The 13,931-nt window shown below is 33.0% G+C and carries 11 protein-coding genes; 10 read left to right on the top strand and 1 reads right to left on the bottom strand.

What is annotated here, in order from left to right:
• Position 1 precedes the first annotated feature (1 nt).
• The 6 genes from KF896_02780 to KF896_02755 all read left to right on the top strand — a co-directional run bounded on the left by KF896_02780 (position 2) and on the right by KF896_02755 (position 8,755).
• A complete protein-coding gene (locus tag KF896_02780; protein MBX3042617.1) occupies positions 2-1,030 on the top strand; it encodes a zinc-binding dehydrogenase in 1,029 nt (342 codons plus the stop codon).
• A 256-nt stretch (positions 1,031-1,286) separates the two neighbouring features.
• The gene (locus KF896_02775; GenBank protein MBX3042616.1) at positions 1,287-1,613 is read left to right on the top strand and encodes a hypothetical protein; all 327 of its coding nucleotides are present in this window, start codon (positions 1,287-1,289) and stop codon (positions 1,611-1,613) included.
• Positions 1,528-2,781: a hypothetical protein gene (locus KF896_02770; GenBank protein MBX3042615.1), complete on the top strand. Its 1,254-nt coding sequence runs from the start codon at positions 1,528-1,530 to the stop codon at positions 2,779-2,781. The genes KF896_02775 and KF896_02770 overlap by 86 nt, the downstream gene beginning before the upstream one ends.
• Before the next feature lie 33 nt (positions 2,782-2,814).
• The gene (locus tag KF896_02765; protein ID MBX3042614.1) at positions 2,815-4,419 is read left to right on the top strand and encodes a T9SS type A sorting domain-containing protein; all 1,605 of its coding nucleotides are present in this window, start codon (positions 2,815-2,817) and stop codon (positions 4,417-4,419) included.
• 124 nt (positions 4,420-4,543) lie between these two features.
• Positions 4,544-7,780, top strand: coding sequence for a T9SS type A sorting domain-containing protein (locus KF896_02760; GenBank protein ID MBX3042613.1), 3,237 nt, complete (start codon positions 4,544-4,546; stop codon positions 7,778-7,780).
• 207 nt (positions 7,781-7,987) lie between these two features.
• On the top strand, positions 7,988-8,755 hold the full coding sequence (locus KF896_02755) for a hypothetical protein (GenBank protein MBX3042612.1): 768 nt from the start codon (positions 7,988-7,990) through the stop codon (positions 8,753-8,755).
• 106 nt (positions 8,756-8,861) lie between these two features.
• Here KF896_02755 and KF896_02750 read toward each other — a convergent pair whose 3' ends face one another.
• Complete coding sequence (locus KF896_02750; GenBank protein MBX3042611.1) at positions 8,862-9,701, bottom strand: hypothetical protein; 840 nt, start codon at positions 9,699-9,701, stop codon at positions 8,862-8,864.
• 293 nt (positions 9,702-9,994) lie between these two features.
• Here KF896_02750 and KF896_02745 point away from each other — a divergent pair, with 293 nt between their 5' ends.
• The 4 genes from KF896_02745 to KF896_02730 all read left to right on the top strand — a co-directional run bounded on the left by KF896_02745 (position 9,995) and on the right by KF896_02730 (position 13,931).
• Positions 9,995-10,879 carry a sulfide/dihydroorotate dehydrogenase-like FAD/NAD-binding protein gene (locus tag KF896_02745; GenBank protein MBX3042610.1) on the top strand — a complete coding sequence of 295 codons (885 nt, stop codon included), beginning with the start codon at positions 9,995-9,997 and terminating at the stop codon, positions 10,877-10,879.
• Positions 10,872-12,296 (top strand): NADPH-dependent glutamate synthase, encoded by a 1,425-nt coding sequence (gene gltA, locus KF896_02740; GenBank protein ID MBX3042609.1) that lies wholly within the window; start codon positions 10,872-10,874, stop codon positions 12,294-12,296. Before KF896_02745 ends, gltA begins: the two co-directional genes overlap by 8 nt.
• A 2-nt stretch (positions 12,297-12,298) precedes the next feature.
• On the top strand, positions 12,299-13,435 hold the full coding sequence (locus KF896_02735) for a DUF1624 domain-containing protein (protein ID MBX3042608.1): 1,137 nt from the start codon (positions 12,299-12,301) through the stop codon (positions 13,433-13,435).
• Between the two features lie 76 nt (positions 13,436-13,511).
• A complete protein-coding gene (locus KF896_02730) occupies positions 13,512-13,931 on the top strand; it encodes a T9SS type A sorting domain-containing protein (protein ID MBX3042607.1) in 420 nt (139 codons plus the stop codon).

Genomic DNA, 13,931 nt, shown 5'->3' with positions numbered 1-13,931 from the left:
CATGAAAGCAGTAATTTTAAATCAGCACGGCAGTAGTGATGTACTCCAATATGTTAAAGACTATCCTGTTCCTGAGATAAAGAATAATGAAGTACTACTTAAGGTAGGTGCAACAAGTTTAAACAGAATTGATACTGTTGTGCGTCGCGGCTATCCGGGACTTACTATACCAATGCCACACATTTTGGGCGGCGATATGGCAGGTACAGTTGAAAAACTCGGTAAAAATGTTGAGGGATTTTTGAAAGGTGACAGAGTAGCAGTCTATCCTGTCGCTCTTCCTGATTACCGCGACCCCCGTTATGGCGAAATGGAGCATCTTAATGACGGTTGGCAGTTCTTTGGAATGCAGAGGCAGGGTGCTTATTGTGAATACGTAGCTGTTCCGGCTGAAAATTTATTCAAAATTGCTGACAGCATTTCATTTGAAACTGCGGCATCACTTCCTATAGCAGGCTTAACTGCTTATCATGCTGTAAACTCAGTGACAGAAATAAAGCCGGATGATTATTTCTTCATCTGGGGCGGTGGTGGAGGACTTGCAAGTTTTGCAATACAATTGGCAAAGCTGAAAGGTGCGACCGTTATAGCCACTGTTGGAAATGATGACAAAATCAAAAAAGTAAAAGAATTTGGAGCTGATTATGTTTTTAATCATCACTCACAGGATATCCCTGCCTTAGTTAAGGAAATTACTCCTTCCGGTGTGAACGTTGTTGTGGATTATGTCGGTCCGGCAACATTTGACAGAAGTTTTTCAATGCTCAGAAAAAATGGTACTATTATTTTCTGTGGAATAATTACAGGACTTGAAACCAAATTAAGTATACATCAAACATATTTTCGCCATCTAAATTTAAGAGGAATATATCTCGGTTCAAAACCTGAATTTGCCGCATTTCTAAAATTGATTGGTGAAGGGCAGATAAAATCAAATATTCATAAGGTATTTGATTTGAGAGATGCCGCCGAAGCTCATAATCTTCTTGAAAGTGGTAATTATACAGGAAAAATTGTTCTTAAAGTTTAAGAAAAAAATGACTTATAAATAAATTTTGAGCGATGTTGAAGTGTGATATTAAATTTTCGACATCGCTCATTTTGAATCATGTACTTTGGATGACAATTTCTTTTTTAAATAAATAAGCAGCAAAATGACTCAAAGATAATATTAAATTCGTCATTTTCGTCGAATTGTAAATCAATAATTTTTGATTAATATCACGTAAGGCATTGCAAATAATAGTATTTATAGATATTGGCATATTTATTGTATTATGTTTAATATGAAAAAAATCTTTATATATATTACAATTTTACTTTTTATAGTAACAGCACTAAATTCTCAGGAAATTCCGTTAGAATCCAAAGAACAGTCTAAGGAAATTGAAAAAATTGAACAGCCTGTTGAACCAAACTCTGTTGAGAAAAATGTCAAAGAGAATATTGAGCAGAATAAAAATAACCCTAAATTAGATGAACTCAAACAAAGGCGCCAAAAACGAAATGAACATTTTATAGATAAAGATGGCGACGGTATTAATGATAATCGTTGCAACGGTTTTGGAATGCAGCGGGGAAAAGGCAAAGGTAAAAGAAGTGGTAAAAAGTAATTTTTTTTTATTAATTCTTTTAGCTGTAATTTCAGCTAAAGCCCAGGATTTCGGAAGTTACTATTCATTATCAGCCGGATATGATACAAATCCACTCATAGAGAATGAAAGTAGTGAATCAGCAATTATGAGGAACTCATTTGGTATAGGATATTTTCCTGCTAAAAGTGGTTTTAAAGCATCTTATTCAGGCAATATTACAAGTTTTTTTGCCTTTCCGGAAAGAAATTATAATGCACATATACTAAGAAGTGATTACACTTTTCAGCCATTCAAATATCCTTATTTTGAAATTGAAACCGGTTTAATATCAAAAATGAGACTTAATTCAGTTGATGCTGTATTGTATGATTATATTGATGTGAATCCTCAAATCTCTTTTGTATTGTATTCTGATATCGGTGTTGTCGGGTTGTCTTACCTGCCTTCGAACACATCGTTTATAAATTTCAGAAACTTAGATAATTCTCTGAATGAATTCGAACTATCAATTGACAAAACTTTCAGCACAGAAACCAATGTATTATTTTTAACTAAATTAGGGTATAAAAATTTCTACAATGCTGGGCAGGAATTGCATTCTCCACTAAATCCACTCGGCAGAGGCAAGAATTACAGACGTTTTTCAAACAGGCAAGGTAACCGGCAATCCCCAAACTTCGTATATACTGATAATGTAACAAGTACAATAGATTTTGGGCTTGATATTTATCAACCCATTACTGATAATATTATATTTAGTATATCAGGGAACACTAATATTCATCTTAATGATAACGGGTTTTATTTTGCTTCAGGTACAACTGACTTATACAACGAAAGAGAATTTTTCAATGATATTTATAATTATGAAGAAAAGTCAATATCAGTTAGCACTATATTTGATTTAAGTAAATATATTGATTTATCAATTGCTTATAATTATTTTCAGCGTGATTTTATGTACTCATTGTCACTTATTGATGACAAATATAATAAAGATATCAATAGAAAAGATGACGGCAATTTATTATATGTTGAGATAAAATACAAACCGGAAATGGTTTTAAACTATATAAAATCAATTAACTTCAACTTGAAATTTGACTATTTTTTAAATAAATCAAATTTAGATGAATATTCATTTGAAACCAGCGGAATTATTTTTTCGACAATTTTGGAATTTTAAACTCGACATATATGTCGTTAGGAGTATTATTAAATGAAATTTTTTATTAACATATTTTTTATAATTATAATAGCAATTTCATCAACAATTATAAATTTTTCACAGAATTTTGATTTACATTTAAATCCTGTTTATATAGATAATTTGCCGGGAGTTCAATCTTATACTTATGGCAAAATTGATGAATTCATTGTAATAATTGGTGGCAGGACAGATGGACTTCACAGAAGACAGCCCGTTTTTTCATTTGATTATGATGGAAAAAATAAGAATATAATTGTGATTGATACTAAAAACAAGACTTATTTTTCTAATTCTGTCCTTACTCTCAATTCAAAAATTGCTGAACAAATAAGTTCTACAAATATTCAATTTTATCAGGAAAATGATTATTTGTATTTAATTGGCGGATATGGATTTAGCCCAACTCTAAATAATCATGTTACATATCCCGCACTAGTTGCAGTCAACCTTAGAGGATTGATTAATTCAATTAAAAAAGATGAAGATATATCAAGCAACTTCCGAATTTATGAAGATGATTTGTTTGCAGTTACTGGTGGTTATCTTGAAAAAATAATTGATGTGTTTTATCTAATTGGAGGACACAAATTTACTGGTAGATATAATCCAATGGGTGGTCCATCTTTTACCCAGCAATATACAAATGAAATTAGAAAGTTTACAATAAAGAATGATGATATAAATCTATTTGTAAATCACATTGAGCAAGTAAATGACGAAAGTGCATTTCATAGAAGAGATTATAATGTTCTACCACAAATTTTTCCTGATGGAAGTTTTGGGTTAACTGCATTTTCTGGTGTTTTCAGACCCGAAGCTGATATACCATATCTAAGTGCAGTGGAAATAACAGCAGACAAACATCTTGTTCGTGATGATTTTGCACAGTATCTTAACCATTATCATTGTGCTCATATACCTCTTTACAGTAGCAATGCCAATGAAATGCACTCAGTATTCTTTGGCGGCATAGCACAATATCATTATGAAGATGGAGTTTTGATTCAAGATGATAATGTTCCGTTTGTAAATTCGATTGCAAGTGTAACAAGATTTTCAGATAACAGCATGAAAGAATTCAAATTGAATTCTGAAATGCCAGGTTTACTTGGTGCAAGTGCTGAATTCATATCAATTGATAATTTACCGAAATATGGAAATGGTGTCCTTAATTATGATGATATTGGAGATTCTGTTTTAATTGGATATATATTTGGTGGAATTAACAGCTCTGAACCAAACATATTTTTTACTGATGATGGAACTAAAAGTGAGGCTACTTCAAACTTATTCGAGGTATATTTGATTAAGAAAAAATCAAGTTCTGTAAGCCAGCATATTGAACAAAGCTCCGGTAAACTCAGAATGCAGCTTTTCCCGATGCCCGGAAATGGAGAAGTTAACTTTTCTTTAAATATTGAGAAGCCAGGATTATTGAATATTTCAATTAGCGACCTTAGTGGAAAGCAATTGATAAAAGATATTATTCAAATCGAAAATTCAGGTCGGTTTCTGATTAAGAAATTTTATAAAGAATTAATGCATACTGGTACTTATTTTATTACAGTTACAATTGGAAATGATACAGCAACACAAGTATATATTTTCAATTAATTAAAATATATTTATTTTTTATAATTATTTTTGTAACTTTTACATCAATTGATGTGTCTATATATATGAAATCTAAAGGTGATTTTAGATATAGTATTTTGTTAATTTGATTTATTGAGATTTTATGAGAAAAATATTGTTAATTACGATTGCCTTTGTTATGGCAATCACGGCATCACTAAGCCAAAGACTTAATCTTGATTATAGCGAGAAAGAATCACTAAACTTTTATAAAATTCAAAATATGGTTTATGATGAATGGAAAAAGGTAGGTGATGATAATATCAAAGGATTCAAGCAGTTCAAAAGATGGGAATATTTCTGGCAACAAAGAACTTATCCTGATGGAAATTTTCCGGAAGGAATTGATATATTTGACAGTTATAAAAACTATGAAAGCAAAGTCAAAGATTCAGAACTTACTTTGAATGTCAAATGGCGGTCTGACGGTCCATACAAAGAGCCTGCTGCACCAAACGGACAGCAGGGAATTGGTAGAGTCAACGCAATTAGATTTAATCCAAATAATCAAAACGAAATATGGATTGGTTCAGCATCAGGAGGTCTATGGAAGTCAAATGATTATGGTAAAAACTGGTTTACTTTTCCGTTTACTCAGTTTTTGTCTATTGGTGTATCAGATATAGCAATAGCTCCAACTAACACAAATATTGTATATGTATCAACCGGCGATATGTTTGGCTCCACAAGTAATAGAAATTTTTATTCCATAGGTTTAATAAAATCTACTGATGGTGGTGCAAACTGGAATGTAACAAATTTGAGCCATAAACTTGAAGACCGGGTTTTATTAGGAAGAGTTCTTGTTCATCCACAAAATCCGAATTTATTATATGTTGCAACCAGCCGTGGTATTCATAAATCAACTGATGGCGGGAATAACTGGAAGGCATTTGAGAGGAATCTTCATGTAATGGGTATGGAGTTCAAACCTGGTGACCCTAACACAATCTATGCCTCAACATATTCACATTCTGGTGGTACAGGTGTTTATGTTAGTTATGATGCTGGTGAAACCTGGGAAAGAAAATTATATTTATCGAATGCAATAAGAATTGCCATAGCTGTTACACCTGCAAATCCTGATAAAGTCTATACTTTAGCAGCAATGACAGGCACTAACGGTTTTCATTCAGTTCATCAGTCTGATAATTCAGGTGAAACTTTTGAAGAGAAAACTACTGTATCTTCTTTAGGCAGGAATATTCTTGGCTGGCATACCGGCAATTTAAATAATGATTCAAGAGGGCAGGGATTCTATGATTTATGTATTATAGCATCACCTGTAAAAGAAGATGAGCTTTATTTTGGCGGGATTAATATATGGAGAACGACTGACCCAAGTACAAGCAGTTCTTATGTGAAGGTGACTCACTGGACTCCATCAAATAATTATCCTTATGTGCATGCTGACCAGCATACTTTTACATTTGCCCCTGATAATATGACTCTTTTTGTTGGTAATGATGGTGGTGTTGATGCTACTACTAATCGCGGAAGCAGCTGGGTGTCATTTTCCAGTGGAATGAATATCACTCAGTTCTATAGAATTGGTGTATCCCAGACAACCGGTTCAACTGTTATTTCCGGCTCTCAGGATAACGGTACATCACTTTTCAAAGGAAATGACAACTGGAGCAAAGTTTTAGCTTCTGACGGTATGGAAGCTATTATTGACTATACAAATGCAAACAGAATGTATGCATCTATGTATAACGGAAATATTTTCAGGTCGACTGACGGCGGACAAAACTTTTTTAATATTCTAAACAGCAATATTACTGATGAAGCAGGAGCCTGGGTAACGCCTTATGTCCTTAATCCAAAAAATCCAAACACAATATATGCCGGATACAGAAGCGTATGGAGATCAAATACTTCAGGTAGCTCGGGTTCATGGAGAAAAATATCTGATTTTTCCCCATCTTCGACTTTGGAGGCAATCGCTGTTGCACCAAGTGATACGAATGTAATTTATGCTTCATCATTAAATCAGTTATTTGCGACATATAATGGTGGCAAAGACTGGGAAATGATTCATACATCTAATACTTATATTACTTATATTGCAGTGGACTTTCAAAATCCACGAAGAATTTGGCTTTCTAAATCAGGCTATAATGCTGATGAAAAAGTTTTGGAGCTTGTAAATGGTGAAATTGTTAGAAACCTCACAGGAAATTTACCGAACGTACCTGTAAATACTATTGTATTGCAGGAAAATTCACCTGACAGACTTTATATCGGAACTGATATCGGTATTTTTTATACTGATTACAATTCATATTACTGGCAAAGATATGGCACTGATATGCCTAATGTTATTGTTATGGAATTGGAAATTCACAAAGGTGAAAAAAGAATTTATGCCGGAACATACGGTAGAGGTTTATGGTCAGCCCCCATAATTGAATGTAATGCAGTCACACCGGAAATCATTGTAGATGAATACAGCAAATTCTGCCCGGGTGATACTATCACTATGAGAGCCAAAAATATCCATCCTAATTATTTATGGTCAAATGGCGCTACTACCAGAGAAATCAAAGTAACCAAACCCGGCTTTTATTCACTTGCAGTTATTGATAATAGCGGATGTATCGGAAGGTCTGAAGCTTATATTGTAGAAAAAACTCCTTTCGATGAAATGTTAATTAATCAAATTGAAGATGAATTTTTATGTCCTGGTGGAGAGCTATATTTGTATGCCTCTCCGGGATTTGATTCATATATTTGGTCAAATGGAGGAACAGACAGAATCACAATTGTCAGCGAGCCCGGTGTTTATTCAGTAGTAGGAATAAACCCGAAAGGTTGTACAGTGGCATCTGAAGAAATCTATGTAGATGTCAAACCTTTACCTGATAAGCCTACTATATCACAAGACGGACCGACACTCATAGCAAGTTATGGTTCTGCATACCAATGGTATCTCGACGGAAGAAGGATATTTAATTCTACTGAAAGAAAGCACACTATTCAGGATGGCAGAATAGGAGAATATTCTGTAAGAGTATTCAACGAGTATGGATGCTTTACAGATTCAGACCCATATTCTATTGTAACAAGCGTCGAAAATAACATATATCATGATTTTGATTTCATAGTAAGTAACAACCCCGGAGAAGGAAACTTCTCGTTTGAATTTACTCAACCTATTATTGGAAGTATATCTATTTCGGTTAGCGACCTAAGCGGAAGAAGATTGTATTCTACTGATAATAATTACGCATCAATAAACAACTATTTACTTGATATTTCTCATTTAGCTAGCGGTATTTATATAGCAAAAATACAAGCAAATAATCAAATCAAGACAATCAAATTAGTGAAAAATTAAGATTCGTTTTATAACTCATATCAACTCTCGATAAATCATATACCTCTGCACCCTAAAAAGTGCGGAGGTTTTTTATTTAAAGTCAGATTGATTGTTTTAAGTAAAAAAATGATACTTCTGTACATTAATAAAACTAAAAATATTTTGATATTATTTATGGTAATTAATTTCATTAAATTGCTTGGAAATTAATTAATAATTTCAATATTGATATGGTTTATACCGAACCTTTCAATTTGTTACCAGCAAAGTATTTACGGAATTGAGTATAATCATGGTTTTCAAAATCATCGAACATCATTAACCAAAATCAGGTCAAGTATATTAGAAACTTCAGAAAATTTGATTGGTAAAGGTAATTCCAATCATTTTAATGCCTTTTATTCATTTCCAATTTTTAGAAATGAATGTCAACCCAGTCCTTTGAATTTGGGATTTAATATAGGATACAAGCAAACAAGTGCCGAAGTTTTTGGATATTCAAAAGATCAAATACTCTTAAATAATGAATTAATTACAGGTGATATCAAACAATCAATTAAAATAGATTATACATCATTTGTAATTGGCACTTATTTGACTTTATTTGAAAGTAGTATTACATTTATGACTTTTGGAATTGAAGGTCATTTTTTTGCTAATAATTCGTATTATCAGAAAGAAGTAATAACTTCCCCAAAAAATGAAGGGGCATTCCAGGATAATCAGTCAAGAAGTAGAAATATTCAAACTGGTAAAATTCCTGATATTAATAGCATTATTTATATTTGTTATGCGAAAATTCATTTTGATATTCCTTTGAATGAAGAAAAGAATTATTATATTTCGCCAACTCTATTTTTGGAGTTTCAAATAAATGAGATTTCAAAATCTTCGGGTTGGTTTTCTACGTCTTATGGTATTGGATTAAGTTTCAAATACCATTTCAAAAAACCACTTAACTTTAACTTTGATAATATTTTAACTCCCAGCTAATTTATGATTTTTTTACATTTTCAACACCAAAATCATCTTAGCTCTCAAGCCCTATCCATAATTTATAAAATTTTAATATCTAAGTAAAAAAATGTAAGTGGAATTATTAAATGATTTTATTTCTGGTGATTCTTACACCGATTTCAATTGACCAAAGATTCCAATTTTGAACGGAATTTATTCCTGATAAAGTGTATCTTAGACCTATAAATGGATTTGCTGTCCATAGATAATCAATATTGAGAGGGTATTCTTTTGAAAATTTCAAATGAAAATTTATATTCATAGGTTTTAAATCTGAATAGCTGCCTTGTACAAAATTTCTTTTTCTTGTACCAGTATCAGGAAAAAATCCTCTGTCTTCTGGACTTGTAAGACTCTCTGAATATTGGATTGTATTTTTAAAATGAAATTCGAAGTCAATGCCAGATTCAATGCCAAATGTTCCAATCAAATCCTGATTATAACTTATTGAAAATAAATATGATTGAAATTCTAAAGAAAGGTCGTGTCTGAAAATACCATTTAAAGGCACACTGTCAAAATTAAGCAAAATATTTTCATTTGCTGAAAGTGCCGAATTTCTATTTATGTATGATATACCCAAATTTACAAATCCGGATTCTGATACCTTGAACCCAAAATTCAATCCTATCTGATGACTGCCACCACTACCGACAAGGTCTTTTGGGCAGCAGGTTTCAAGAACGGAAATTGAACTCAGGTCAGCATAATGATTGTCAAATCCATAAGAGTATCCGGCACCAATTTTACTTCCACTTAATAATTCTGTTGAAAATGAAGTAAAATTATTTACCATGAACACAGCCAAAATAACAGACAAAATCATTACATAATATTTAGTTTTAATATTTATATTATTCAAAAATGAATCAATATAAATCAAGCCATTTTGAGGAAAGTGAAAATTTTTGAACAAGTTCAAAGATACTTCAATTTGCTCAGATGGATTTAAAAATAGATATATTAAAAGATATATGTTTCTATTGTTCAATTTTGATTCATAATATGATTAAATAATATCTGCAAATATATAAAATATTATAATTCAAAGGTATTTTAGTGAATAGATTTGTATTAAATTGTGATAAATTGAACTTTTTTTTTTATATTTGAAATTATTAAATGGCAAAAAAATAAAATTAGCTATTTAAATATGTGCATAGATTGATATAAGTATGATAAATAATTTAATTACTAATAGTGGTTTAACAGGATATGAATAAGATTCTTGAAGCAAGGTTTATAGGTCCGGAGGTAAAACTATTTAAAGTGCTTGCTCCGAAAATTGCCGAAAAAAAGAAAGCGGGGCAGTTTATAATTCTTCGTGTTGATGATTTTGGAGAAAGAATTCCATTGACAATAGCTGATTCTGACATTAATGAAGGTTCTATAACGATTATAGTTCAGGGAATTGGCGCAACTACCAAAAAATTGAATACTCTTGAAGCCGGTGACTACATTCATGATGTGGTTGGTCCACTTGGCAAAGCTTCTCATATAGAAAATTTTGGTACAGCTGTGAGCATAGGTGGTGGTGTTGGGACTGCAATAGCATATCCAACTGCCAAAGCACTCAAAGAAGCGGGAAATTATGTAATCAGCATCATTGGTGGCAGGTCGAAAGAATTTATAATACTTGAAGAAGAAATGAAAAAAGTTTCCGATGAGGTTTACCCAACAACCGATGACGGATCTTATGGATATCATGGATTTGTAACCCAAAAACTGGAACAACTGATTGAGTCAGGCAAGAAAATTGATTTTGTCCTTGCAATCGGTCCAATTCCTATGATGGCAGCTGTAGCCAAAGTTACAGAGCCTTATGGTATTCAAACTGTTGTTTCGCTCAATCCTGTTATGGTTGATGGTACAGGAATGTGCGGAGGCTGCAGAGCTTATGTTGATAACAAACCTGTATTTGTTTGTGTTGATGGACCCGAATTTGACGCTCATAAAGTTGACTTCAAAATTTTGTTGCAGAGAAACAGAATGTACCTTCCACAGGAAAAAGAGACCTTAGACCATCATGTTTGTAATTATGATAAAATGTATGATATAGAATCTTCAAAAAAAGCTAACGAGGAGATTGTCAATGGCTGAAATGAGCATAAAAGAACGTTATAAAATTCCAAGACATCTAATGCCGGAACAAGACCCCGTCGAACGAAGCCACAATTTCGAAGAGGTAAATCTCGGTTATACCATTGAAATTGCTATGGAAGAAGCAGAAAGATGTATTCGTTGTAAAAATCCGGTATGTGTTGCAGGATGCCCTGTTGCTGTCAAAATTCCGGAATTTATTAAAATGATTGCTGATGGAAAAATTGATGAAGCAGCTGCAATTCTTAAAGAAGATAATGCTCTTCCGGCAGTTTGCGGTAGAGTTTGTCCACAGGAAGAGCAATGCGAAGCTGTTTGTGTAGTCGGCAAAAAAGGAAAACCTGTAGCAATTGGTTATCTCGAAAGATTTGCAGCAGATTGGGAAAGAAATAATGCTAAATTAAAAGAAATTAAAATTGTTCCGAAATCAGGGAAAAAAGTAGCTGTAGTTGGAGGTGGTCCTGCAGGTCTAAGTTGTGCAGGCGACCTTATTCAAATGGGACATGATGTTACTGTTTTTGAAGCTCTGCACGAAATCGGAGGTGTATTAATTTATGGAATTCCGGAATTCAGACTGCCTAAAGATATTGTTAAAGCTGAAGTTGAAGCACTTCAAAAATCCGGAGTTGAGTTTGTAACAAATTATGTAATCGGATTGACTGAAACAATCGAAGAGCTACAATCCAGATTCGATGCTATATTCATCGGTGTTGGAGCCGGTCTTCCCTACTTTCTCAATATTCCTGGCGAACACCTGAACGGAGTTTATTCAGCAAATGAATTTTTGACAAGAGTTAACCTGATGAAGGCTTATGACTTCCCGAATAATCCTACTCCGATGCTTGACCTTTATAATAAGACTGTTGCTGTATTTGGTGGTGGCAATACCGCAATGGATGCAGTTCGAACATCCAAAAGACTTGGCGCTAAGCGTGCAATTATCTGTTACCGTCGTTCTGAGCAGGAAATGCCTGCAAGAGTAGAAGAAATTCACCATGCAAAAGAAGAAGGCATCGAGTTTAAATTGCTTGTTGCTCCACTTGAATTTATTGGTGATGAGCAGGGCTGGCTTCGTGCTGTTAAACTTCAGCAAATGGAGTTGGGTGAGCCTGATGCTTCCGGCAGAAGAAGACCTGTGCCTATTAAAGATGCAATTGAAACCATAGAAATTACCGCCTCAATTATCGCTATAGGTAATGGCTCGAATCCAATTATCTCATCAACTACTCCTGAACTCATTGTAAATAAATGGGGAAATATCACAGTCAGCGAAGGGAATATGAAAACCAATATGAGAGGTATTTTCGCGGGTGGTGATATTGTTACCGGCGGTGCTACGGTTATTCTTGCTATGGGTGCAGGACGCACAGCCGCAAAAGCTATTGATGATTATTTGAAAAATCCAGAAAGCTGGTAATATTGAACAGCCCTATAAATTCCAATCGCGAGGTCTATCTTGACCTCGCGAAATTTTTTGCCATGATAATGATGGTAGCAGGTCACTCCTTTTTTGAATTAGCAAACCCTGAATTTTATAACCTAAAAGTTTTTCCATGGGATTGGTGGAATTTCGCTCGCGGAAAAACTGCACCTATGTTTCTTTTCCTTTCAGGTGCTGTTCACGTATTTGCAAATTTCAAATCCGGAATTGAGCAAATATCAAAAGATACTTTCAAGCGTCGCATTTTGATGGCAATAGTACTTCTTGTAATAGGATATACTCTGAACTCGCCTATTAATAGTTTGTCCGAATTATATTCTATACAGTCGCATAGACTTGAAAGATTTTTGCAAGTTAATATTTTGCATGTATTCGGAGTAGGACTTTTCATTCTTGCACTCATTTATAGATTCGCAGGAAGTATAAAAAAAGTGCTTATCATCAATTTGATTTTAGGAATATTTGTAATATTAATTACTCCTGTAATTGGAATTTCAGAACTTAACTCAATTCCAAAATTTATTTCAAATTATTTGAATTTCAAAGGTGGCTCATTATTTACAATGCTCCCCTACTCAGCATATATGTTTTTGGGCACAGTATTTGGAATTTGGCTCAGAAGTCGTAAACTTTCAAACAATACACTCCAACTGCGAACGGGACTTCTAATGTTCACTATAGGACTATTTTCAATATTATCGGGAATTGCAATTACAAAATTATTAATTTACAACGGTTTACGATTTGATTTGAGAATTGATTCAGGTGTAGTGATTCGGAACATAGGAATAATAATTTTATTAATTTCCATTTCAAGACAAATCAAAATTACAAACATAAAAATTATTCAATTTATCAGCAAATTATCCAAAAGAGCAATTTATATATATGTTATTCATTTATTTATGATTTACGGAATTGGACCTCTTGCTGGATTTAAATACTTTTATGGAAAGATGTTTGAGCCGTTTGGAGCAATGATGATGAGTTTTCTTATAATGATATTGTCAGTTTTATTCACAATACTAATTGACAAAATTTTACCCTTTAAGATTACTAAAATTTTGTTTTTAACCATTTTAGTTGCATATTCTCTGATTTTTATAATGAATTGATATTTTGTTGGCAAATTTTCATAATAATCTAATAATTTTCTATTGTTAGTCTGATTTTATTTACTACTTTTGTTATATGAATTTCTTCACAAAACATATTATAAAAATCGTATTATTATTATGGTTATTCCTTTGCGGATTCAATCATTCCGATATAATTATTTCCAACACCTTAAATGGCACAGATTTTGTAAGTTTTAATTCGAAGTATTTTGTAACTAATCAGGATACAATAACTTCAACAAAAATTACTAAGGTCTGGTACACTCAGGCGGAATTAAATGTCGAAGTGTATCAGGTTCAGAAGCAACAGAATATAACTATTACGGTTTACAATATGTTAGGAAAAGAAGTGTTGGAAGTGTTCAAAGGTATCTCCTCGACAAGAACTGAAGAGGTATACTCTGCAACATTCAATTTGCCGAACGGAATATATATTTGCGTTTTGCAAGGCAATACTTTTCGTGATTCCGAGAAATTCATAATATCGAGGTAG

The organism is Ignavibacteriota bacterium, from assembly GCA_019637995.1.
Classification (GTDB): domain Bacteria; phylum Bacteroidota; class Ignavibacteria; order Kapaibacteriales; family UBA2268; genus JANJTB01.
The sequence above is the reverse complement of the archived record's forward strand: the minus strand, read 5'-3'. Positions and strand labels throughout refer to the sequence as shown.